This is a genomic window from Falsiroseomonas sp. HC035 (genome assembly GCF_050563525.1).
Classification (GTDB): Bacteria; Pseudomonadota; Alphaproteobacteria; order Acetobacterales; family Acetobacteraceae; genus Falsiroseomonas.
In genome coordinates this window covers 573,272-595,034 of sequence record NZ_JBNXUN010000001.1, presented here as the reverse complement: position 1 = coordinate 595,034, position 21,763 = coordinate 573,272, and the positions used below count along the sequence as shown (strand labels likewise).

General features: G+C 70.6%; 19 protein-coding genes. 7 read left to right on the top strand and 12 right to left on the bottom strand.

What is annotated here, in order from left to right; all coding sequences use genetic code 11:
- Nucleotides 1-63: 63 nt before the first annotated feature.
- Together ACLF3G_RS02945 and ACLF3G_RS02940 are read right to left on the bottom strand one after the other, a co-directional pair.
- On the bottom strand, nucleotides 64-540 hold the full coding sequence (locus ACLF3G_RS02945) for a lipocalin-like domain-containing protein (protein ID WP_430667819.1): 477 nt from the start codon (nucleotides 538-540) through the stop codon (nucleotides 64-66).
- 131 nt (nucleotides 541-671) lie between these two features.
- Entirely contained in the window at nucleotides 672-4,214 is a 3,543-nt protein-coding gene (locus tag ACLF3G_RS02940; protein ID WP_430667818.1) for a PAS-domain containing protein, read from the bottom strand.
- Nucleotides 4,215-4,383: 169 nt separating this feature from the next.
- Here ACLF3G_RS02940 and ACLF3G_RS02935 point away from each other — a divergent pair, with 169 nt between their 5' ends.
- Both ACLF3G_RS02935 and ACLF3G_RS02930 read left to right on the top strand, forming a co-directional pair.
- The gene (locus tag ACLF3G_RS02935; RefSeq protein WP_430667817.1) at nucleotides 4,384-5,148 is read left to right on the top strand and encodes a response regulator; all 765 of its coding nucleotides are present in this window, start codon (nucleotides 4,384-4,386) and stop codon (nucleotides 5,146-5,148) included.
- Nucleotides 5,149-5,241: 93 nt separating this feature from the next.
- A complete protein-coding gene (locus ACLF3G_RS02930) occupies nucleotides 5,242-5,913 on the top strand; it encodes a carbonic anhydrase (RefSeq protein WP_430667816.1) in 672 nt (223 codons plus the stop codon).
- Nucleotides 5,914-5,956: 43 nt separating this feature from the next.
- On the opposite strand, the gene ACLF3G_RS02925 is transcribed toward ACLF3G_RS02930, so the two are convergent.
- The gene (locus ACLF3G_RS02925; protein WP_430667815.1) at nucleotides 5,957-6,433 is read right to left on the bottom strand and encodes a hypothetical protein; all 477 of its coding nucleotides are present in this window, start codon (nucleotides 6,431-6,433) and stop codon (nucleotides 5,957-5,959) included.
- A gap of 129 nt (nucleotides 6,434-6,562) precedes the next feature.
- Nucleotides 6,563-7,276 carry an aspartate/glutamate racemase family protein gene (locus ACLF3G_RS02920; protein WP_430667814.1) on the bottom strand — a complete coding sequence of 238 codons (714 nt, stop codon included), beginning with the start codon at nucleotides 7,274-7,276 and terminating at the stop codon, nucleotides 6,563-6,565.
- Nucleotides 7,277-7,418: 142 nt separating this feature from the next.
- Between ACLF3G_RS02920 and dctP the strand changes: the two genes are divergently transcribed.
- The 3 genes from dctP to ACLF3G_RS02905 all read left to right on the top strand — a co-directional run bounded on the left by dctP (nucleotide 7,419) and on the right by ACLF3G_RS02905 (nucleotide 10,251).
- On the top strand, nucleotides 7,419-8,303 hold the full coding sequence (gene dctP, locus ACLF3G_RS02915) for a TRAP transporter substrate-binding protein DctP (protein WP_430667813.1): 885 nt from the start codon (nucleotides 7,419-7,421) through the stop codon (nucleotides 8,301-8,303).
- 122 nt (nucleotides 8,304-8,425) lie between these two features.
- Entirely contained in the window at nucleotides 8,426-8,947 is a 522-nt protein-coding gene (locus tag ACLF3G_RS02910; protein ID WP_430667812.1) for a DUF2231 domain-containing protein, read from the top strand.
- Nucleotides 8,947-10,251, top strand: coding sequence for a PQQ-dependent sugar dehydrogenase (locus tag ACLF3G_RS02905; RefSeq protein ID WP_430667811.1), 1,305 nt, complete (start codon nucleotides 8,947-8,949; stop codon nucleotides 10,249-10,251). The genes ACLF3G_RS02910 and ACLF3G_RS02905 overlap by 1 nt, the downstream gene beginning before the upstream one ends.
- A 35-nt stretch (nucleotides 10,252-10,286) precedes the next feature.
- On the opposite strand, the gene ACLF3G_RS02900 is transcribed toward ACLF3G_RS02905, so the two are convergent.
- On the bottom strand, nucleotides 10,287-11,057 hold the full coding sequence (locus tag ACLF3G_RS02900; RefSeq protein ID WP_430667810.1) for a sulfite exporter TauE/SafE family protein: 771 nt from the start codon (nucleotides 11,055-11,057) through the stop codon (nucleotides 10,287-10,289).
- 108 nt (nucleotides 11,058-11,165) lie between these two features.
- Between ACLF3G_RS02900 and ACLF3G_RS02895 the strand changes: the two genes are divergently transcribed.
- The gene (locus ACLF3G_RS02895; protein ID WP_430667809.1) at nucleotides 11,166-11,996 is read left to right on the top strand and encodes a sulfite exporter TauE/SafE family protein; all 831 of its coding nucleotides are present in this window, start codon (nucleotides 11,166-11,168) and stop codon (nucleotides 11,994-11,996) included.
- Between the two features lie 37 nt (nucleotides 11,997-12,033).
- Here the strand turns inward: ACLF3G_RS02895 and ACLF3G_RS02890 are convergent, their stop codons facing one another.
- The 7 genes from ACLF3G_RS02890 to ACLF3G_RS02860 form a co-directional block, all read right to left on the bottom strand.
- Entirely contained in the window at nucleotides 12,034-13,077 is a 1,044-nt protein-coding gene (locus ACLF3G_RS02890; RefSeq protein ID WP_430667808.1) for a hypothetical protein, read from the bottom strand.
- Between the two features lie 345 nt (nucleotides 13,078-13,422).
- On the bottom strand, nucleotides 13,423-15,063 hold the full coding sequence (locus ACLF3G_RS02885; protein WP_430667807.1) for an ABC transporter permease: 1,641 nt from the start codon (nucleotides 15,061-15,063) through the stop codon (nucleotides 13,423-13,425).
- A 97-nt stretch (nucleotides 15,064-15,160) separates the two neighbouring features.
- Nucleotides 15,161-16,153: an ABC transporter substrate-binding protein gene (locus ACLF3G_RS02880; RefSeq protein ID WP_430667806.1), complete on the bottom strand. Its 993-nt coding sequence runs from the start codon at nucleotides 16,151-16,153 to the stop codon at nucleotides 15,161-15,163.
- 149 nt (nucleotides 16,154-16,302) lie between these two features.
- Nucleotides 16,303-16,953 (bottom strand): hypothetical protein, encoded by a 651-nt coding sequence (locus tag ACLF3G_RS02875; RefSeq protein WP_430667805.1) that lies wholly within the window; start codon nucleotides 16,951-16,953, stop codon nucleotides 16,303-16,305.
- A gap of 408 nt (nucleotides 16,954-17,361) precedes the next feature.
- Entirely contained in the window at nucleotides 17,362-18,669 is a 1,308-nt protein-coding gene (gene gltA, locus ACLF3G_RS02870) for a citrate synthase (protein ID WP_430667804.1), read from the bottom strand.
- 125 nt (nucleotides 18,670-18,794) lie between these two features.
- The gene (locus ACLF3G_RS02865; protein ID WP_430667803.1) at nucleotides 18,795-19,259 is read right to left on the bottom strand and encodes an NfeD family protein; all 465 of its coding nucleotides are present in this window, start codon (nucleotides 19,257-19,259) and stop codon (nucleotides 18,795-18,797) included.
- Nucleotides 19,244-20,209: an SPFH domain-containing protein gene (locus ACLF3G_RS02860; protein ID WP_430667802.1), complete on the bottom strand. Its 966-nt coding sequence runs from the start codon at nucleotides 20,207-20,209 to the stop codon at nucleotides 19,244-19,246. Before ACLF3G_RS02860 ends, ACLF3G_RS02865 begins: the two co-directional genes overlap by 16 nt.
- Nucleotides 20,210-20,333: 124 nt before the next feature.
- Here ACLF3G_RS02860 and ACLF3G_RS02855 point away from each other — a divergent pair, with 124 nt between their 5' ends.
- Complete coding sequence (locus ACLF3G_RS02855; RefSeq protein WP_430668134.1) at nucleotides 20,334-21,752, top strand: M20 family metallopeptidase; 1,419 nt, start codon at nucleotides 20,334-20,336, stop codon at nucleotides 21,750-21,752.
- Nucleotides 21,753-21,763 lie beyond the last annotated feature (11 nt).

Below are 21,763 nucleotides of genomic sequence, written 5' to 3'. Positions count from 1 at the left end.
CCGCGCCGCGCCGGGGCGCGCGCGGACGGCCAAGGCCCGGGAAGCCAATGTAGCGAGCGGCCCTTACTTCTCCCGCTGCCATGTAAGGCGTGCGACCCAGGGTGCGCCCTGACGTGACGGGTCGGTGCCTCGCGCCTCGATGAACAGCCGGTCGCCGTCCAGGCGAAAGTCCCGCGCCTGCTCCGTGCCTTCCCAGGTCTTGTTCCAGGCGGTGTCGACCCGTGTGACGAACCGATCTCCTTCCAGCCGGTACCGGCCGGTGTAGGCGATGGTCGCCTGCAGCAGCGCCGCACGCTCGGTATCGTTCGTGGCGGGGGTTCGTCCCTCCGCGGCGATCACGGCAGCCATGCGGCCGTCAGCGGTCAGGATGATGCGCCCTGTTGGGCGGCTGCCGAAGATGTCCCTCGGCGGCTCGCTTTCGTAGGTGAGTTGATAGGCGACGAGGGACCAACTGCCGACCAGCCGGTCCCGGTCCATCTCGGCGGCGGCAGAACCCGCATGGCCGAGGAGAATGGCAAGAGCGAAACCAAGGACTTTCATGGCTCCTCCTTCCGCCGGGGCTCCGGATCGCCCCTGGCGGCGGAGCATGGCGCCGCCGCCACCAGGGGTTCCAGGGAAATCGCCGGCCGCTGGTCCGCCTGCAGGCAGGAATGCTGAAGGCGATGCCGGGATCAGTTCGCCGACTGCACTGCCGCCAGCGTCCGTTCGGCCAGCGGCACCAGGCCCGCTGCCGCGCCATTGGCGGTGTCCGCGTTGCCCTCCCGCGCCGCGGCCTCCACCACGCCGAGCAGGTCGGCCAGCGGGCGCGCTCCGGCCATGCGGGCGGCGCCTTTCAGGCGGTGGGCGGCGTCCGCGGCGGCGGGGAGGTTGCCGGCGGCGAGCGCGGTGTTCACGGCCTCCACGTCGCGGATCACACCCTCCCGGAAGCTGGAAAGCAGGCCGGCGAGGCGTTTCGGGTCGGCGCCGAACAGGCTGCGGAGCGCTTCCGGGTCATACAGGGGCGCGATTTCCGCGGGGGCGGGACCGGGCTCGGCGCCGGGGGTTGCCTGCGTCGGCAGGAAGCGGGCCAGGGTGCGGGACAGCAGGTCGAGCGCGAGCGGCTTGGCCAGGAAGGCGTCCATGCCGGCGGCGTAGCAGCGTTCATCCTCGCCCTTCAGGGCGTTGGCGGTGACGGCGATGAGGGCGGTGCGGGGGGCGCCGGGGCTGGCGGCTTCCTCCCGCCTGATGGCGCGTGACATGTCGAGGCCGTCCATCACCGGCATGTGCAGGTCGACCAGCACCACGCGGTGGCGCTTGCCGCGCCACAGCGCCAGGCCCTGGGCGCCATCCTCCGCCATGTCGGCCTCGCAGCCCAGGAGTTCGAGCTGGCGGGCCAGGACTTCCCGGTTCACCGGGTGGTCGTCCACCACCAGCAGGTGGGGAATTGCCGCGCCGGGGGCGGGGGCGGCGAGGGTGGCGGAGGCCTCCGCGCCGGGAATCTGCTCGGCGGCGTCGACCAGGCCCAGACGCAGGGTGACGGAGAAGCGGCTGCCGCGGCCGGGGGTGCTGTCCACCGAGACGTCGCCGCCCATGAGCTGCGCCAGGCGGCGGACGATGGACAGGCCGAGGCCGGTGCCGCCGAAGCGGCGGGTGGTGGAGGTATCGGCCTGGGCGAAGGGCTGGAACAGCTTACCCATCTGTTCCTCCGTCATGCCGACGCCGCTGTCCTCCACCATCAGGGAGACCAGCACTTCCTTCGAGCGGGGGCCGGCGAGGCTGGCGGAGGCGCGGAGGCGGACGAAGCCGACATCGGTGAATTTGATGGCGTTCCCGACCAGGTTGAACAGGATCTGGCGGACGCGGACCGGGTCGCCGGAGACCATGTCCGGCGATTGCGGGGTGGGGGGGGCGATCGGGTCGGCGAACAGCAGCAGGCCGCGGCGCTTGGCCTCGACGGTGAGCGTATCCACCGCGCCCTCGACCAGGCCGCGCAGCGAGAAGGGCAGGGTTTCCAGCTCCATCCGCCCGGCCTCGATCTTCGAGAAATCCAGCAGGTCGTCGATGATGCGGAGCAGGGAGCCGGCGCTTTCGCGGATGACGGCGACGCAGCGGTCCTGCGCAGGGCCGGGGGGCGTGCGCTCCAGCACCTCGATCATGCCGAGCACGCCGTTCATGGGCGTGCGGATCTCGTGGCTCATGGCGGCGAGGAAGGCGGATTTGGCGCGGTTTGCGCCTTCGGCGGCGTCGCGGGCGGCGGCCAGGGCGCTTTCGACGCGCTTGCGGTCGGTGATGTCCATGTAGGTACGAACGGCGCCGCCATCGTCCAGGTTTCGCGCATGGACTTCCACCACCGTGCCGTCGCGGCGGGCGCGTTCGTAGCGTTCCTCACTTAGCGCTTCGCCCGCGATGGCGCGGCGGGCTTCCTGCAGGCGGTGCGGGGAGCCGTCGTAGTCGCCGCGGGCGGTCTGGAAGGCGACGAGTTCGCCGAAGGGGATGCCGGGTTCGGCGAGGTGTGGCGGCAAAGCGAGGATCTCCGCCGCGCGGCGGTTCATCACGCGGACGCGGCGGTCCGGGGCGACCATGATCAGGCCCTGGCTCATGTGCTCGATGGTGGTGGCCAGCGCGGCCTCCGCCGCCTGGGCCTTGTCGCGGGCCTGGCGCAGCTCGGCCTCCCGCGCCTGGAGGCGGGAGATGTTGCGATAGGTGGACAGGATGCTGCCGTCGGGCAGGGTCTGGCGGGTGATCTCGAGCCAGGCGCCGGTGGGGGCCTGGCGGATGTCGGGGTCCGGGCCGTGGTTGAGGATGGCCTGGACGCGGGCTTCGACCATGGCGTCCAGTGCGTCGCCTTCCGGCGGCGGGCCGTGGTCGCCGCGCAGGATCATCATGCGGAGGATGTCGCGGCCATCGGCGCCGGGGCGGGTGAGCGGCTCCGGAATCTCATAGAGGCCGGCGAGCTGGCGGTTGAGCAGGCGGACATGCAGGTCCGGGCTCCAGAGCACCAGGCCATCATTCATCGTGTCGAGCACGAGTTCATGGGTGGCGCGGGCGGCCTGGAGTTCATCCTCCCGCGCCTTCAGGGCGGAGATGTCGCGGTAGAGGACCAGGGTGCCGCCATCGGGCGTGGCGACGGAGGAGGCCTCGATCCATTCGCCGGCGGCGCCGCGGATGAGTTGCGGGGCGCTGCCCGGCTGGCGGGCCAGCGCCAGGCGGCCTTCCACCATGGCGTCCAACGCGGCGGAGTCCTGTGGCGGTTCGCCGAAATCGCCGCGCTGGATGCGGTAGCGCATGGCGTCGATGGCGGACGCGCCGGGAGTGCCGAGCTCGGGCGGCAGGTCGAACATGCGGAGGGCGGCGGCGTTGCCCAGGCGGAAGGTCAGGTCGCGGTCCATCAGCACGACGCCGTCCGTCATGCTGTCCAGGATGAGCTGGTGCATGGCGCGGGCGGCGGCGAGGTCCTGTTCGCGCTGCTTGAGCGCGGTGATGTCGCGGTACATCAGGACGGCCCCGCCCGACTCGATCGGGATGGTCTTGACCTCGAGCCACAGGCCGGAGGGTGTCTGGCGGATGTAGGAGATGCCGCCGGGGCGGTTCAGCAGGGCGGCGCGCTGGTTGACGCGGGCTTCAAGGTCCGCGGCATTGGTGGGGGGCGGGCCGAATTCGCCACGCTCGTCCTGGTAGCGCATGACGTCGAGGACGCTGACGCCCTTGTAGGCCATGTGCGGCGGGAATTCGCCGACGCGGAGCGTTTCCCGGTTCCAGAACTGCAGCCGCATGTCGGCATCCCACATGACGACGCCGTCCGTCATGTGGTCGAAGACCTTCTGCAGGATGGTCTGGGTGTCCGACAGAGCGGCTTCCTGGCGCTTCAGGTCGGTGACCTCGGCGGCCGACAGGACGAAGCCGTGCGCCATGCGGCGCAGCAGGATGCGGAACCAGCCACCATCGGGGGCCAGCCAGTCCTGCGCGCGTTCCCAGGTCGCGGCGGCTTCGGGGGCGGCGATGCCGGGATTGCGGTCCGCGGCGGCGGCGGCGATGGCGGCGAGCAGGGCCTCCAGCGATTGGGGCGGGGATGAACCCTCCGGCAGCAGGCGGGCGAGGCTGGCGTTGGCGGAGACCATCCGGCCGTCCGCGGCGAACAGCGCGAAGGGACCGGCGAGATTCGCCAGCGCCTCCGCCTGAAGGGCGGCCAGCTCATCCGCCGGCAGGTCGCCGGCGGTTCGGGCAATATGGAGCATTACGATATGATGCCTGGGATCACGGTGACTTGTGTTTCGCGCAGGGGGCCGGTTTGTTTCATCCACTTCGCCAACATTGTTTCAGGGGCGCGGCCGACCTCGGAAAAGTACATGTTTGACGGGACTCGTTGGGATTTGTAACAGCGGGTGGGACCAGGAGGGCCCTCGCATGGCCGGTGGCACGACCAATCTGCTGATCGTGGAGGATGACCCGTTCCAGCGGGAGACCATCTGCGCCTATCTGGCGGGGCAGGGCTTCGTCTGCGAGGCCGTGGCGGATGGCAAGGGGTGCCGGGCGGCGGTGGCGGCGGCGATGCCGGATGCGGCGCTGCTGGATGTCGGCCTGCCGGGCGGCGAGGACGGCTTCGCGCTGGCGCGCTGGTTGCGCGGGCAATCGCCGCTGCTGGGTATCATCATGCTGACTGCGGCGGGCGACCTGGTGGACCGGGTGGTGGGGCTTGAATCCGGCGCCGACGATTACATCACCAAGCCGTTCGAGCCGCGCGAATTGCTGGCGCGCATCCGCGCGGTGATGCGCCGCGCCGGGGCGGAGGGGGCGGCGCATGGCGCGGCGCACGGGGCGGCCCTGGCGGCGGCGAAGCCGGAGGTGCTGCCGCCGGGCAAGGCGCGCATCGGCGGGGCGATCCTGGACCTGAAGCGTGGGCTGCTGGTGACGGCGGAGGGGCGGGAGGACACGCTGACGGAGGGCGAGTTCACCCTGCTGAAGCTGTTCGTCGAGAATCCGAACCGGGCGCTGCACCGCGACTGGCTGCTGGAGCGGACCTCGGGCGAGGAGGAGCCGGAGGCCTTCGACCGGGCGATCGACCTGCGGATCATGCGGCTGCGGCGCAAGGTGGAACGCACGCCGACGCGGCCGATGGCGATCCGGACGGTGCGCGGCGTGGGGTATCTGTTCGATCCGGAGGCAGTATAGTCGCGCCTCCGTGATCGGGGGTCGGCGATGCAGGATAGGGCATGTGGGTGCTGCGGCGGCAGGCCAGGGCACGGGGTTCTCGGGCGCCGGGGTGTGATCGGCGGGTTGGCGGCGCTCGGGGTGATGGGTGCGGGCGCGGCACGGGCCGCGGACCCGGTCGCGCACAGCGCGCTGACGCCGGACGAGGCGCTGCAACTGCTGAAGGCCGGGAACGACGCCTACGTCACGGAAGCGCCGTTCCGCGCGGCCTGGGGGCGGGAACGGCGGGTGGAGCTGGCGCGGGGGCAGGCGCCGTTCTGCGTGCTGGTCGGATGTTCCGATAGCCGGGTGCCGCCGGAGTTGCTGTTCGGGCGCGGGCTGGGCGAGCTGTTCATCATCCGCAACGCCGGCAACACCATCGACACCACGGCGCTGGGCAGCGTGGAGTATGGGGTGGGCGTGCTCGGCTGCCCGCTGGTCGTCGTGCTCGGGCATGAGAATTGCGGCGCGGTGGCCGCGGCGGTCGAGGTGGTGGAGCGGAATGCGACCTTCCCTGGGGTAATCGGGGAGATGATCCAGCCGATTATCCCGGCCGTGCTGAGCGTGCGCGGCGGTGGCGATGGGCTGCTCGACCGGGCGGTGCGGGCGAATGCGCGGCGGGTGGCGGGGCGGCTGAAGACCCAGAGCCCGATCCTGCAGCAGGCGCTGGCGGCCGGGCGGCTGAAGGTGGTGGCGGCGCGCTACGACCTGGACGATGGCGACGTGACATGGATGGAGGACGTCTGACATCAGCGGTCATCTTCAATGACCGCTGATAATTTTCTCGCCCTCAAGCGCCGGGCGCGGCCTGCGGCCGGTTGGCTGCGCGGCATAGGCCGCGGCGCCCGTTCGGCCGGAAGTACCGGCCGCAGGTGGCCCATCGATCCCGCTGGTATGAGCCGGAGCTGAAAGTGGGGCCTACGCCGTCTCCTCCGCCAGGTCGGCCATCTGCCTGGCGGGCAGGGTGATGGTGGCGTGCAGGCCCGCCGAGGACCTCGAGCATCGAGACCGTCAGGCGCAGCTCCCGGTCCACGGTGATCTGCAGGGTGGTGGTGGCGGCATCGAGGCTGCGCAGGGCATCGGCCTGACGCTGCTTCGGCGTCCAGACCGCGAATGCCAGGGCCGGCATGGCGAGCGGCAGGCAGGTGGCCAGGATCAGGCGGAACAGGTGGATGCGGAAGCGCGGGGCGGGTGGCGCCGTGGGGTGGGAAGCAGAGTCGCGCAGCGGGGCGGCGGCCGTGCGAGGGAGTTCGGCGGCTGCATACAAAAATTAGCGGCTGCGGCAGTTCCTATCGCATCCTGGGACCTGGGTCGGCGCCGCCAGTCCAGGCCCCGACCCAGATCAAGCTTCTGTTCTGTCGAAACCGGTCCTGCTCCACAGTGATGACGTCGCGCATCACGGTGCCGTCAGAACTGCGTCCCGGGCCAGGATGACGGCGCGGGCCAGGGCATCGATGGTGTCGCAGACCGGGAAGGGCAGGGCCGGGCCGGCCGCGATGCCGAGGGGGATTTCGGTGCAGCCGAGCACCACGGCCGCGGCGCCCCGCGCCACCAGGGCGTGTGCGGCCTGCGCCAGCGGGGCATGGGCGCCGGCGGGGTCGTTGGCCTTCACGCGAGCGATGGCCGGGGTGACGAGGGTGGCCATCTCGGCCTCGGTGGGGGTCAGGCAGGTCCAGCCGCGGGGGGCGAGGCGGTCCTGGTACAGGCGCATGGCAAGGGTGCCGGCGGTGCCCATCAGGCCGATCGGCCCGCGCGGCACGCCGAGGCGGAGCAACTCGGCCTCCGCCGCATCGACGATGTGCAGGATGGGCAGGGGCGTCGCGGCCTGCATGGCGTCGTACCAGCCGTGCGCGGTGTTGCAGGGGATGGCGATGGCGGTGGCGCCGGCAGCTTCCAGGCCGCGAAGGCCGCGCAGCAGGGCGGGCAGCGGATCCTCCCCGCCGTGCAGGCGGGCGGCGGTGCGATCCGGGACGCGGGGGTCGGACCACAGGATGGCCGGGATGTGGTCCTGGTCGCGCGCTGCGGGGGTCAGCAGGGTCAGGCGCAGCATGAAGTGGGCGGAGGCGAGCGGGCCCATGCCGCCGAGCACGCCCAGAATTGTCTGCGACATTGTAACCCCCGTCCTATGCTGCGGCAGCCCTGAGAATGGAGTCGCGGTGATGCGCCGTCGCAGCCTGATTGCCCTTGCCTCCAGCATGCCGCTTGCCACCCTCGGGGAACAGGCGGCCGCCCAACAATCGGGAGCACCTTGGGTGGCGGCTACGGAGTATCCGGCCGGGGCGATGCCGGCGGAGGCGCTGGTGCGGCTGGCCGAGGCGGCGCGGCCGCTGCGGATCGAGCCGGCCTTCGATGCGCCGCAGGGCGTGCGCTCCGCGGCCATGCCGCGGGCGGTGGCGGAGGGGAAGTTCGCCATCGGCGATGCCTTCGCGGGCGCCCTTGGCGCGCTGGATCCGATCTTCCTGCTGTCCTCGCTGCCGTTCCTGGCGACCTCGGCCGCTGAATCCAAGCGGCTGCTGGCGGCGGCACGGCCGGCCTACCAGGCGGCGCTGGAGACGCTGGGGGTGACGCTGCTGCATGTGACGCCGTGGCCGCCGACAGGCCTCTGGTCGCGCAAGCCGGTGGCGACGCCGGAGGATCTGCGCGGGCTGCGGGTGCGCACCTATGACGCGACCGGCACCACGACGCTGGCGAGCCTAGGCGCGGTGGCGGAGCAGCTCAGCTTCCAGGCGGTGGCGGCGCGGCTGGCGGATGGCTCGCTGGATGCGGTGCTGTCTTCCGGCGATGGCGGGGCCGGGCGCCGGCTGTGGGAGCACCTGCCGCATTTCACCGAGATCGGATACGCCATGCCGGTCAGCGTCGCCTTTGGCGATCCGGCGAAGCTGCGCCTGCTGGGCGAGACGGACCGCGCCGCGCTGGAACGGGCGGCGACTCGGACCGAGGCGGGGCTGTGGACGCTGCTGGAGACGCGGGATGCGGCGAACCAGGCGCGGATGCGGGCGAATGGCGTGACCATCGCGGCGCCGGGGGCGGCGCTGCTGGCGGCGCTGAAGCAGGCGGGCGCGACGGCGGTGACGGAGTGGGAGGCCAAGGCCGGCAGCGCGGGGTCGGAGGTGCTGGCGGCGTACCGGGTGGGATAGGGGCACCACCTTGCATCTTAACGGGCCGTCATCTGAAGCGGGGTAGGCGGGGAACTTTGGCTGCATTGTGTCGCTGACTTGGCAGTGCTGAGGCCGAAGGCGGCCTCGCAAGGCCCTGTCCCATGACGGGCTCGGAGAAGAAGGAGCACGCCGTGGTCGCCCTATCCGCACCCGGAACGTCCACCCGGAGTTCCCATGCCGCTCGCGCCGATGCGCGGGTGGCGTACGCGCCAGCCCTTCTCCGGCGGCTGCATCCGCTGCACGCCATTCTTCTGGCGTTCCCCGTCGCCCTGTTCCTGGGCGCGCTGGCGAGCGACTATGCCTACTGGCAGAGCTACCACATCCAGTGGGCGAATTTCTCGTCCTGGCTGATCGCGGGCGGTCTGCTGTTCGGCGGCTTCGCCCTGCTTTGGGCGCTGGTCGACCTGATCCGCATCGGGTCGGGCAACCGCCGGCCAGTTCTGATCTATTTCGGCGTCCTGGCGGCGGCCTGGGTGCTCGGCTTCATCAATGCGCTGGTGCACGCCAAGGATGCCTGGGCGGTGATGCCGGAGGGGCTGATCCTGTCCGCGGTCGTGGCGGTGCTGGCGCTGGCCGCCGGCTGGCTTGGCTATGCGGGCTTCAGGACGAGGGAGGTGGTTTGATGCGCGCAGTCCTTCTGGCGGGCGTCGCCGCCTTTGCCCTGACCGCCTGTGACGAGCCTGGCCCGGTGCAGCGCGGCGCCAATCCGGAACTGCCGCAGCCGCAGCGCGGCCTGCTGCCGGACATGACGATCCCGCGCCCGGCGGCCTGGGGCAATGAACTGCCGACGGTGCCGCAGGGCTTCCGCATCCAGGCGATCGCCACGGACCTGCAGATTCCGCGCCAGACGCTGGTGCTGCCGAATGGCGACATCCTGGTGACGGAGGGCACCGGCAGCGCCGCACCGCCGCTGCGGCCGAAGGACCTCATCGCCGGCATCATCAAGAGCTGGGGCAAGAGCCCGGTTCCGGGCGGCAACCGGCTGACGCTGCTGCGCGATGCCGATGGCGACGGCACCTACGAGATGCGGCGGGTCTTCGCGGAAAACCTCAACGCGCCCTACGGTCTGGCGCTGGTGAATGGCGGGCTTTTCGTCGCCAACCAGGATGCGCTGGTCCGCTTCGACTACGTCGACGGGCAGACCGAGGTCAGCGGGCCTCCGCGGACGGTGGCGCAGCTGCCTTCCGCCATCAACCACCACTGGACCAAGGCGATGACCGCCAGCGAGGATGGGCGGTTCCTGTATGTCGGCATCGGCTCCAACAGCAACATCACCGAGCGCGGGATGGCGGCCGAGGAAGACCGGGCGATGATCTGGCAGATCGACGTCGCGACCGGTGCGCACCGGCAATACGCCACCGGCCTGCGCAACCCGACGGCGCTGACGATCCAGCCGGGCACCGGGCAGCTCTGGGCCGTGGTGAATGAGCGGGACGAGATCGGGCCGGACCTGGTGCCGGACTACCTGACCTCGGTGCAGGAGGGCGGGTTCTATGGTTGGCCCTACGCCTATTGGGGCCAGAACGTGGATGTGCGGGCGCAGCCGCAGAACCCGGAATTGGTCGCGGCCTCGATCCGGCCGGATTACGCGCTGGGGGCGCATGTGGCGGCGCTGGGGGTGGATTTCTCCAGCCCGGTGATGGGGGCGGAGTTCGCGGAGGGTGTCTTCGTCGGCGAGCACGGCAGTTGGAACCGCAGCGTGCCGTCCGGGTACAAGGTTGTGTTCGTGCCGTTCCGGGATGGTCGGCCGTCCGGTGAGCCGGTGGATTTCGCGACCGGGTTCCTGAATGCGGAGGGCAATGCACGGGGGAGGCCGGTTGGGGTGACCCTGGACCCGCGCGGGGCGCTGATCGTGGCCGACGACCTGTCCAACACGGTGTGGCGGATTTCCCGCGACCCGGCGCAGTCGGCGGCGGCGAGTCCGTGATGGGTGGCGGGATCCTGGGCCACAGGATCCCGCGCCTACAGGAGACCGGCGAGGCCGTCCCAGACCAGCTTGGTGCCGGTGAGGCCAAGCATGACGTAGACGATGCGGTAGAAGACGCGGTCGCTCATGCGGGATTGCAGCCAGATGCCGAGGCGGACGCCGATCGGGGCGAGGGGAAGCAGCAACAGGCTGGTCAGCAGGTTGGTGGCTGAAAGCTGGCCGAGCAGGGCGTAGGGGATGAGCTTCACGTAGTTCATCACGGCGAAGAACACGACGGTGGTGGCGGCCAGTGCCGCGCGGTCCATGCGCAAGGGATAGAGGTACACGGCCAAGGGCGGGCCGCCGGCATGGGCGATGGTGCTGGTGAAGCCGGAGACCATGCCCCAGAAGCCGCCCTTGGCGCGGCTTGGCGTGGCGGGTGCCGGGGCGGCGCGGCCGGGGCGGGCCTGCCACAGGCTGCGGGCCAGGAAGGCGAGCGCGATGCCGCCGACCATCAGCTTCACCGCCTCGCTGCTCATCAGGCCGAAGACCGCGGCGCCGGCGGCGATGCCGAGCAGGCCGCCGGGCAGGATGATGCGAAGTTCGGCGCGGCTCCAGCGACCCCACCAGGCGCGGAGGCCGGAGATGTCCATGGCACACAGGACGGGCAGCGCGATTCCGGCCGCCTGCGGGGCCGGGATGGCCAGGGACATCAGGGGCACGGCGACGTTGCCGGCGCCGGAGGCGAAGCCGCCCTTGCTGATGCCGGTGAGCAGGAAGGCGGGCACGGCGAGCGCCCAGAACCAGGGGTCGAGAATGATCGGCAAGGTGTGACCCCGGGATGACGCGGTGGAAGCCCACGTGTATGGCACGCGCTTTCTGGCGCCGCACCGTTGCGCGGGCCGCTGTTCTTCCGAATGAAGGTGCGTTGTCTGATGGAGTACATGCAGGACCCGCTCTGGCTGGCGGGGCTGGCGCTGGCGATGGCCGCGACCGGGTTGCTGTCCGGTACGCTGGCGGGGTTGCTGGGGGTAGGCGGGGGCATCGTGATCGTGCCGGTGCTGTTCAGCGTGTTCCCGCTGTTCGGCATTCCGGAGGCGGTGCAGATGAAGCTGGCGGTCGGGACGTCGCTGGCGACGATCATCCCGACCTCCATCCAGTCGGCGCGGAAGCACTTCGCCAAGGGAACGATGGACGTGCCACTGCTGCGGTCCCTGGTGCCGTCGATCGCGGTGGGGGTGCTGGCGGGAACGCTGCTGGGGGTGGTGGTGACCGGGAAGGCGCATACCGCGGTATTCGCGGTGGTGGCGCTGGCGGTGGCGGTGAACATGGCTTTCACCGGGGTGGATTGGCGGTTCCGGGAGCGGTTTCCGGGCGGCGTCGCGCGGCAGGGCCTGGGCGGGTTCATCGGCGGGATCAGCGCCATGATGGGGATCGGCGGCGGCACGGTGGGGGTGCCGATCCTGTCCATGTTCGGGGCGCCGATCCGGTCCGCGGTGGCGACGGCGAGCGTGTTCGGGGTGATCATCTCGATCCCGGCGACGCTGGGCTTCATCTATGGCGGCTGGGGCAACCCGCTGCTGCCGCCGCTGAGCCTGGGGTATGTGAACCTGATCGGCTTCGCGCTGATCGTGCCGGCGAGCCTGCTGGCGGCGCCGTGGGGGGTGCACCTGGCGCATTCGATCCCGCCGCTGCTGCTGAAGCGGGCGTTCGCGGTGTTCCTGGGGGTGACGACGCTGCGGATGTTCTGGTCACTGGCGCGGTAGGCTGGTGGGAGCGGAGCAAACGCTCCCACCTCCGCGGCTACGCCACGTGCGACTCCTCAGGCAGCAGGGCGATCCCCGCTGCGGGGCCTTCGACGCAAAAGAATGTGTTGCTTGGGAGGGATGCTGGCGTCACGTCATCAATTTGGAAGGTTCCCATATACCCTGTCTTGCCCTGGTATGTGCCGGAGAAGGCGTGCTTGACCTTGGCGCCCGACCGGAAGTGCAGCTCGCCGAACACCGTGTACGGAACTTCGAATTTCGCCTCGCGCACACTGGCCCAGCCTCGGTAGGTCTTGTGCGCTGGCACGACCAGGGGGAATTCGAAGCCGATGCTGGTCGCCTTGGCACGCGTTTCGCCGAAGGTGAAGGTGTCCGTGACTGATGTGCTGGACGTGACCTTGGCATGTCCGACGCCCGGGATGGTCACCTGGAGTTCGCCTCCGATGGTGAACTGGGCCGAATGCGTCTTGGACCAGTTCGAGGTCACCGTCGAGATGGTGCTCCGCGCCATCTTCATCGACTGGGAGACGTCGCCGTTGTTCGTGACCGATTCCTCCAGCACGTCGACCTCGTTGTCGGCCTGGATCGTGCCACGCGGCGCGTCGTACGTGATCTGCTCGACCAGGAACTCCCCTACGGGATCGGAGAAGCCACTGGTCCAGACGTCGTGATCATCCTGCCGGACCACCACGCTGCCGTCGTCACCCAGCATGGCGACCATGGGGCTCGCCAGGTTGCTGGAACCGCCGCTGGCCCAAAGCTGCCGCAACGTCGACCCTCGGTTCGGGTCATGGGAAAAGATCTGCAGGTTCTTGGTCCCGTGGTCGAAGGGCCCGGCCCGTAGCACCATCACCGTCACGACATGGCCCGAGGGCATCCGTGCACTGGCGCCATTCGACCATACCAGTATCCGCGCGGGATCCTCGGGGGTCTCTCCGCGATAGACGTTGAAGTCGCCGTTCTCCTCAAGCACTGCGAAGTACAGGCGCGAGGGCGAGTACAAATAGTCGGCGCCACGCCCAGGAATGTAGCTTGGTGGATAGAGCTGCATCCCCTCCCGAATGACATCGAAGGCGGCCATCGTCCGTCTCTCCCGTTCTGGTTCAGCCGTGCATTTCCAGGGCTATTGCGCGCTGGGTTCCGAGACCTGCCGCGTTCTGGTTTTTCTTGGACCGACTTTGACCGCAGCGCTTGGAGAGGGTACAGGGATCGGGCCCAGCAGCGCAACAGTTGCATTGTCCGTGGTGATGCCCGTTGTGGTTGCTATCGTTCTACCGAAGTGGCCGACGGCTCTCGGTCGACCCGACCACCGGGAGAAGCGTCCAGTCCTGAGCGTGGCCGGGAGAGCGCATGAGAGCACTGGGCGGCTGGGCTCTGCTGATCCGTTATGACCCTGGGGTGGCCGGGGCTTGCCGATGCGACCGGGCTAAGGCCGCCACGGCAGCGTGCCGGCGGGCAGGCGGCGGGCGGCGAGGGTGGCGGCGGCCATCAGGCTGGCGGTGAGCAGCAAGGCGAGGCAGGAGACGGCGGCGGCGAGCGGGCTCTGGCCGCTGTCCTGCAGGCTGAAGACCAGCACGCCGAGGGTCTGGGTTCCGGGGCCGTAGAGCAGCGAGGAGACCGTGACCTCGTTCACCGCCGTCAGCGCCACCAGGATGGCGCCGGCGGCGAGGGCAGGTGCGAGCGGGGGCAGGTGGACCGACCACAGGCGGCGCCAGGGGCCGGCGCCGAGGCCGCGGGCGGCGTCTTCCAGTAGCGGGTCGAGGCGGGCGGCGGCGGCGGCGGCGGGGCGCAGGGCGAGCGCCTGGAAGCGCGTCAGGTAGGCGAACAGGATCAGGCCCAGCGTGCCGTACAGCGCGCCGCCGCCGGGCAATGACAGCACCACCAGGATGGCGGCGACGCCGGTGCAGGCGCCGGGTAGGGCATAGGGCAGGTCCGTGCTGGCGGAGGCGAGCCGCACGGGGTGGGCGCGGAGCGTCAGCGCGATGGGCAGGGCGGCGGCGGCCAGCAGCAGCGCGGCGGCGCCGGACAGTAGCAGGGAGTTGCCGAAGGCGCGGGCGGTCTGCGCGCCGGGGGCGATGGCGGCCAGGAAGTGGCGGGTGGTGGCTGTGACGCTGTTCAGCTCCATGCCGATGGCCGGGACCAGGGCGGCGGCGAGCAGAGCCAGCATGGGGATGGCCAGGACGATGAACAGGTAGCCAGCGACGGCGGCGGTGGTGGCGGCGCGGGCGGGCGGAGCCATTGGCAGCGGCGCGTAGGGCAGGCGTCCGGCAGCGGGCGCGCGGCGGGCTGCGAGGGCCTGGAGCAGCAGGGCGGGGGCGGCGAGGGCTGCGAGCAGCAGGGCTAGGGCGGCGGCCTCGGCGAGGGACGCTGTGCCGCCGGCCGAAAGCCGTTGCCAGATCAGCACCGGCAGGACCGGGAAGCGGGCTGGGATGCCGATCAGGGCGCCGACGCCGAAATTCCCCAGCGCTGCGACGAAGGCGAGGCCGGCGCCGGCCATCAGGCCGGGGGCGAGCAGGGGCCAGACGGTGCGGCGGAGGGCGGCCTCGGGGCTGGCGCCGAGGCCGCGGGCGGCGAGCACGGCCTCCCCGGGGACGCGGCGCAGCAGGGCGGCAATGGAGAGCAGGACCAATGGGGCAGCCTGCACGGCAAGCAGCAGCGCCATGCCGGCGGCGGAGTAGATCGGGTTGGCTGTGCCGATGGGCGGCGCGAGGTCCAGCGCCAGCAGCAGCGGCGAGGCGGGGCCGCCGGCCTGGATCCAGCCGAGCGCCATGACCTGCGCCGGGACCAGGGCGGGCAGGACGGCGCAGAAGATCAGGGTGCGGCGGGCCGGCAGGGTGCGCAGGAGAAGGGCCCAGGCGAGGGCGGCGCCGATCAGTGTGGCGAGGGCGGCGGCGACGAGGGACAGCGCGAGCGAACGCCAGGTGGCGCGCCAGGTGGCAGGGTCGGTCAGCGCGGTGGCGAGGGCGGTGCCGGCGATGGCTTCGGCAAGCAGACGCAGCAGGGGGATGGCGCCGATGAGGAGGAGCCAGGCGAAGGCGAGGGCGGGGAGGAGACGGGTGCGGGTCATCGGGGCCCGGATTGGGTGGCGAGGCCCCCCTCACCCCGACGGCGCACTGCGCCGGCGCTCGCCCCCCTTGGGGGCAGAGGGCTTTTGCGGATTGGGATCAACCGCTGGTCAGGGTGGCGAAGCGGCGGAGAAGGTCGGGCTGCTCGGCGGCGGCGCGGGCGGCGTCGAGCGGCATGATGCGGATGGACCGCGGGTCGGGGAAGCCGGCGGGTGGTGCGGTCTCCGGGTCGATCGGGAGGAAGCCCTGGCGGGCGGCAAGGGCCTGGCCTTCACGGGCCAGCAGGAAATCCAGGAAGGCGATGGCGGCGGGGGCGTTGCGGGTGGTCGACAGGATGGCGGCGGGCTCGGTGATGGCGGAGACGCCGTCCTCGGGGAAGACGAAGCGGATCGGGGCGCCACGGGCGGCCTCGCGGATCGGCAGGTAGTCGATGGCGATGCCAAAGGCGCGCTCGGCGCCGGCGACCGCCTGCAGCACCGGGCCGTTGCCGCCGCGCGCCTGCACGCCGTTGGCCACCAGTCGCTCGATGAAGGGCCAGCCGAGGGCCGGGTTCTGCGCCAGCGCCGTCAGGTGGATGGCGGCGGCGCCGGACACGGCTGGGGAGGGCATGGCGACCTGGTTGCGGGCGCGCGGGTCCGCCAGGTCCTGCCAGGCCTTCGGAGCAAAGGGGGCGCGGGCGTGGTGGACGATGCCGGTGGTGATGAGCTTGGTGGCGAAATAGGCGCGGCTGGCCTCGACCTGCGCGGGCGGGGTGCCGGCGAGCTGGACTTCCGGGCTCGGGCGCAGGCGGCCTTCGGCGCGGAGGGATTCGAAGGTGAGGCTGTCGGCCAGCAGCAGCACGTCGGGGCGCGGGCTGCCGGCGGCGATCTCGGCGCGCAGGCGGGTCATGATCTGCCCGGTGCCGGCACGGATCCATTCGACGGTGACGCCGGGGTGGCGGGCACGGAAGGCCTCCACCGTCTGGGCGGCGTCGGGCTCGAGCTGGGACGTGTAGAGCACCAGCGGGCCGGAGATACCTTGGGCGAGGGCGGGGGTGCGGAGGGCCGCGAAGCCGGCGGCCGCGAGGCCGAGTGTGCGACGTTGGAGTGCCATGCCTGCCCTGCTGCGTGATGGTTGCGCTGCGATCTAGACGGGACCGGGCGGGGTGGGCAGGGGGGGTCTGTGAACTTCCTGTGGCGAAACGGGCAGGCCGGCGGCGCGGCGGCCCCACCGCCGCCGCGCCGACGGGTTCTGGCCGGCAATCAGGGAGGGGTCATGAAGTTGGCGGCGGCGCTGGCCCGGCCGATCAGGCCCTGGAGCTCCGGCGCCTCATGCCCGTCCTTCGCGGTCAGCGCGTCCATCGGGCAGAAGTATTCGTGCGGCTGCGGCATCTGCGACTTCGCGAAGCCGAGGTAGTGGCGGGACTTCAGGCCATACAGCACCCGCACGTCGCGCACCGGAAGGACCAGGGGTTCGATCGGCGCCTCCCGCAGCAGGTGGATCAGGCGCCAGCGCGGGGTGCTGTCCTCGGGGTCGACACGATCCAGCATCCAGCGCACCGGGCAGACCACCAGCAGCGAGCAGGTGGAGGGGGCGAAGCGGGCCCGCTTGTCCTGCAGGTTGGCAATGGTGCCGCAGGCCTCGATGCACAGGATGTCGGCGTAGCGATCGAGCGGGTCCGGGCTGAAATGCAGCCAGAGGCCGTCCGGGATGGTGCGGTAGGTGTTGGTGCCCGGCAGCTTGAGGAAAGGCTGGGCGACGAGCGAGGGCTCGCCCGGCCGGCCGCGCAGCCAGGTGCCCGGCTGCTTCGGCGTTCGGGTGATGCCGGGTGGCCGCTGCGGCCAGCACCGCAGGCGTGTGCGCACAAGTTCATCAAGCTCCTTTCCGGAGCCCAGGCGGAGGGTTTCGCTCATTTGGTTTCTGTCCCCTGTGAATATCAACCCTGCGTAGATAGATTCCCTGAACTGCTTGCGAGTTCAAGGCGAAATCCCTGGGAATCTTAAGAAAATACGACTCGGGGTTGCAGAACGGGTGCCGTTGCAGCGCCCCAAGCCACTGGGGCGGTGCTTTCCGCGCGGGGCGCGAAGCTGGCGCGCAATTGCGCGGGCGGAATTTTCCACAGGGATTCAATTGCTTGCCGAGACGCCGCAATTGGCGTGCGTGGATTTCTCGATTCCGCAATGACCCGGTTGGCGCCGGCGGCTCCGGGGCGAAAAAAAGCCCCGCGGGGCGGGGCTGGCAGGTGCTGGAAGGGCGGGACAGCCTAGGCCGGGCCCCGGACCCACCCCGATGGCGGGTGGATCCGGGATCGGGGCGACGGTTCAGCCGCGCTCGGGGACCGCGACGTAGTCGCGCTGGGCCGGGCCGGTGTAGATCTGGCGTGGGCGGCCGATGCGCTGGGCCGGGTCCTCGACCATTTCCTTCCACTGGCTGACCCAGCCGACCGTGCGTGCCACGGCGAAGATCACCGTGAACATGCTGGTGGGGATGCCCATCGCCTTCAGGATGATGCCCGAATAGAAATCCACGTTCGGGTAGAGCTTGCGGGAGACGAAGTATTCGTCCTCCAGCGCCACCTTCTCCAGCGCCATGGCCATGTCCAGCAGCGGTTCGTCCTTGATGCCGAGTTCGGACAGAACCTCGTGGCAGGATTCCTGCATGATCTTCGCGCGCGGGTCGAAGTTCTTGTACACGCGGTGACCGAAGCCCATCAGCTTCACGCCGGAGTTCTTGTCCTTCACCTTCTCGATGAAGGCCGGGATGTTGTCGACGTGGCCGATCTCGGCCAACATCTTCAGCACCGCCTCGTTGGCGCCGCCATGGGCGGGGCCCCAAAGGGCGGCGATGCCGGCGGCGATGCAGGCGAAGGGGTTGGCGCCGGTGGAACCCGCCAGGCGGACCGTGGAGGTCGAGGCGTTCTGCTCGTGATCCGCGTGCAGGACGAGGATGCGGTCCATCGCCTTGGCCAGGGTCGGTGAGACGTTGTAGGGCTCGGCCGGGACGCTGTTCAGCATGTGCAGGAAGTTGGCGGCGTAGGACAGGTCGTTGCGCGGGTACACGAAGGGCTGGCCGAGGCTGTACTTGTAGGCCATCGCCGCGATCGTCGGCACCTTGGCGATCAGCCGGAAGGCGGCGATCTCCCGCTGGTGGGCGTCGTTGATGTCGAGGTTGTCGTGGTAGAAGGCGGCCAGCGCGCCGACCACGCCGCACATGATCGCCATCGGGTGCGCGTCGCGGCGGAAGCCGTCGTAGAAGCGGCGGATCTGCTCATGCACCATGGTGTGGTAGGTGACGCCCTTGCGGAACGTCTCCAGCTCCTTGGCGGTCGGCAGGTTGCCGTTCATCAGCAGGTAGCAGACCTCGATGAAGTCGGACTTCTCTGCCAGCTGGTCGATCGGGTAGCCACGGTACAGCAGGACGCCCGCGTCACCGTCGATGTAGGTGATCTGGCTTTCGCAGCTGGCGGTCTCGCCATAGCCCGGGTCGAAGGTGAAGACGCCGAGATCGGCGTAGAGCTTGCGGATGTCGACGACATCCGGGCCGAGCACGCCCTTGAGGATGGGCAGGCTGGTACTGCGATTGGAGCCGTCCAGGGTGAAGGTGACGGACCCGTTGGCCGTGACGGTCATGGCATGCTTCCTCGCAGGCGGGGGTGCGGCGCCGCGGGCGAAATCGCGGTGCCGTTATGGTGCGCCGCAAGATGGCGGCGAAGCGGGCGCTTGGCAACGTGCCGATGGGCGAAAGCTTGGTTGGATCAGGATGGGGCGCCCGGCTGGGCCTCGCCTTCGATGGGGCGGACGACCAGCACCAGGCCATCCACAGCCTCCACCCGCACCGCGGTGCCAGGGACGGCGCCGAGCACGCCGCGCGGCAGGCGGGCGGGCCATTCGCTGTCGCCCAGCCGCACGCGAAGCGCGCCATCGGGGGTGGAGAGGATGGTGGCGCGGCGGCCGGCGAGGCCGGCCTCGGGGGCGTTGACCCGGCGGGTGGGTCCGTTGCGGCGGTGGCGCAGGGACAGGGCGACGCCGGTGGCGAGCAGGACCAGGAACAGGGCGACGTGCCAGCCGAAGCCCCAGTCGGAAGCCGGACCGGACACCACGATCGCAAGCCCGGTGCCGATGGCGGCGAGGCCGGCCCAGACCAGGTAGACGCCCGGCAGGACCAACTCGGCGCCGAGTGCCAGCAGCCCGGCGAGGATCCAGATCAGGCCCGGTTCCAAGGGCTGCCTCCGGGGATGAGGCCGCCGCCCGGGGGCGGGGTGCTGGTGCCGGGTGGCGTCGCGCCCGGCTGGGTGCCGCGCAGCAGTTCCATGGCCTGGGTGATGCCGCCGGCGAGCGCGGCGCTCTCCATCGGCACGATGACCAGGCGGGAGGAGGGGTTGGCGGCCATCGCCTCGAACGCCTTCACGTATTGCTGGGCGATGAAGTAGCGCAGGGCATCGGCGCCGGCGCCGGCGGCGGCTTCGGCCACCATGCGGGTGGCGTTGGCCTCGGCTTGGGCGAGGGCTTCGCGGGCCTCGGCATCGCGCAGCGCGGCGTCGCGGCGGCCCTCGGCCTGGAGGACCAGGGATTGCTTGTCGCCCTCCGCCTTGGCGACGGCGGCGCGGCGCTCGCGTTCCGCCGTCATCTGCAGGTTCATGGCGCGGATCAGGGTTTCGGGCGGTTCGATCTTGCGGATCTCGACGCGGCTGACCTTGGCGCCCCAGGGGTCGGTCGCACCGTCCAGGATGGTGAGGAGGGAGGTGTTGATGCGGTCGCGGGAGGACAGGGTCTGGTCGAGGTCCATCTCGCCGATCACGGCGCGGATGTTGGTCATCGCCATGGCGACCAGGGCCTGGGTCAGGTCCTGCACGGCGTAGGCGGCCTTCGCCGGGTCCATGACGCGGTAGTAGACGATGCCGTCCACCGCGACCGTCGCGTTGTCCTTGGTGATGACGGACTGCTCCGGAATGTCCAGCACCACCTCCTGCACGTTCAGCCGGTGGCCGATACGGTCGACGTAGGGGATGATGAGGTTGAGGCCGGGCGAGAGCAGGCGGGTGAAGGCGCCGAAGCGCTCCACCGTCCAGACCTGGCCCTGGGGGATGGTGCGGACGCCCTGCGCCACGGTGATGACGGCGAGCACCAGGACGACCAGGAGGACCAGGGTGGACAGGTTGAGTTCGGGCATGGCGCTCGCCTTTCGGGCCGGTTCAGCAACGTAGCATAGCCGGCCGCGGGCATGGCAGGTGGGGCGGTTGCGTGCGTACAGGGCTCGGCCCGATACTGGCGGCAGGATGCGAGGGATGTCGAATATGCAGAATGCGGAACAGATCTGGCAGCTCGTCGATGAGCGGCGGGAGCCTTATGTCGAGCTGGCGGACAAGATCTGGGGGATGCCGGAGCTCTGCTACGACGAGCACCGCAGCAGCGCCGAGCACAAGGCGATGCTGGAGGCCGAAGGGTTCAAGGTGACCACCAATGTCGCGGGTATCCCGACTGCGGTGATGGGGGAGGCGGGCGAGGGTGGACCCGTGATCGCCATCCTGGGCGAGTATGACGCGCTGCCGGGTCTGTCGCAGGAAGCGGGCGTGGCGGAGCCGCGGCCGGTGCCGGGAGAGACGCGGGGGCATGGCTGCGGCCACAACCTGCTGGGCTCGGCGAGCCTGATGGCGGCGGCGGCGGTGAAGGACTGGCTGAAGGCGAACGGGCTGCCCGGCCGCGTGCGGTATTATGGCTGCCCGGCGGAGGAAGGCGGCGCGGCCAAGGGGTTCATGGTGCGCGACGGCGCCTTCGACGACGTGGACATCGCCATCACCTGGCACCCGGCGGCCTTCGCGGGGGTGGATGACGCGATCTCGCTGGCGAATACGCGCATCGACTTTTCCTTTGTGGGACGGGCGAGCCATGCGGCGGCGGCGCCTCATCTGGGGCGGTCCGCGCTCGATGCAGTGGAGCTGATGAATGTCGGCGTGAACTACATGCGGGAGCACATGCCCTCCGACGCGCGGGTGCATTATGCGTATCTCGATGCGGGTGGCATCGCGCCGAACGTGGTGCAGCCGACGGCGAAGGTGCGCTACCTGATCCGGGCGCGCAACGTCACGGAGCTGAATGCGCTGGTCACGCGGGTGCGCAAGATCGCCGATGGCGCGGCGCTGATGACGGAATGCAGCGTGACGACGCGGGTGGTCTCGGCGGTGTCGAACCTGATGGGGAACACGCCGCTCGAGCGCGCCATGCACGCGAACCTTGCACGGCTGGGTGCGCCGGAATGGGATGATGCGGACCGGGCCAAGGCCGCCGAGTTCCAGGCGACCATGACGGCGGAGGATGTGCTGTCCGCCTGGCGGCGCGTCGGCGTGGAGCCCCGCGAGGGCGAGGTGCTGTGCGAGCAGGTTGTTCCGGACGGGGCCAAGGGCGTGCCGATGATCGGCAGCACGGATGTGGGCGACGTGTCCTGGAAGGTGCCGACGGTGCAGGCGCGGGGTGCGACCTATGCGATCGGCACGCCGGGGCATAGCTGGCAGCTGACCGGCCAGGGCAAGCTGCCGGCGGCGCACAAGGGCATGGTGCATGTGGCGAAGGTGATGGCGGGGACGGCGGTGGATGCGTTGCGCAACCCGGCCATCATCGCGGAAGCCAAGGCGGACCATGCGAAGCGGACCGGCGGCAAGCCGTATGAGAGCCCGCTGCCGGCGGATGCGAAGCCGGCGCTGGACATGAGCCTGTAGCAGGGCGGCGG

Coding starts and splice junctions, on each gene's coding strand:
- ACLF3G_RS02895 (WP_430667809.1), top strand. CDS start 11,166: ATGGAGTACATGCAGGACCCGCTCTGGCTGGCGGGGCTGGCGCTGGCG.
- ACLF3G_RS02890 (WP_430667808.1), bottom strand. CDS start 13,077: ATGGCCGCCTTCGATGTCATTCGGGAGGGGATGCAGCTCTATCCACCA.
- gltA (WP_430667804.1), bottom strand. CDS start 18,669: ATGACCGTCACGGCCAACGGGTCCGTCACCTTCACCCTGGACGGCTCC.
- ACLF3G_RS02885 (WP_430667807.1), bottom strand. CDS start 15,063: ATGACCCGCACCCGTCTCCTCCCCGCCCTCGCCTTCGCCTGGCTCCTC.
- ACLF3G_RS02920 (WP_430667814.1), bottom strand. CDS start 7,276: ATGTCGCAGACAATTCTGGGCGTGCTCGGCGGCATGGGCCCGCTCGCC.
- ACLF3G_RS02855 (WP_430668134.1), top strand. CDS start 20,334: ATGCAGAATGCGGAACAGATCTGGCAGCTCGTCGATGAGCGGCGGGAG.
- ACLF3G_RS02875 (WP_430667805.1), bottom strand. CDS start 16,953: ATGAGCGAAACCCTCCGCCTGGGCTCCGGAAAGGAGCTTGATGAACTT.
- ACLF3G_RS02880 (WP_430667806.1), bottom strand. CDS start 16,153: ATGGCACTCCAACGTCGCACACTCGGCCTCGCGGCCGCCGGCTTCGCG.
- ACLF3G_RS02945 (WP_430667819.1), bottom strand. CDS start 540: ATGAAAGTCCTTGGTTTCGCTCTTGCCATTCTCCTCGGCCATGCGGGT.
- ACLF3G_RS02860 (WP_430667802.1), bottom strand. CDS start 20,209: ATGCCCGAACTCAACCTGTCCACCCTGGTCCTCCTGGTCGTCCTGGTG.
- ACLF3G_RS02910 (WP_430667812.1), top strand. CDS start 8,426: ATGACGGGCTCGGAGAAGAAGGAGCACGCCGTGGTCGCCCTATCCGCA.
- ACLF3G_RS02935 (WP_430667817.1), top strand. CDS start 4,384: ATGGCCGGTGGCACGACCAATCTGCTGATCGTGGAGGATGACCCGTTC.
- ACLF3G_RS02905 (WP_430667811.1), top strand. CDS start 8,947: ATGCGCGCAGTCCTTCTGGCGGGCGTCGCCGCCTTTGCCCTGACCGCC.
- ACLF3G_RS02940 (WP_430667818.1), bottom strand. CDS start 4,214: ATGCTCCATATTGCCCGAACCGCCGGCGACCTGCCGGCGGATGAGCTG.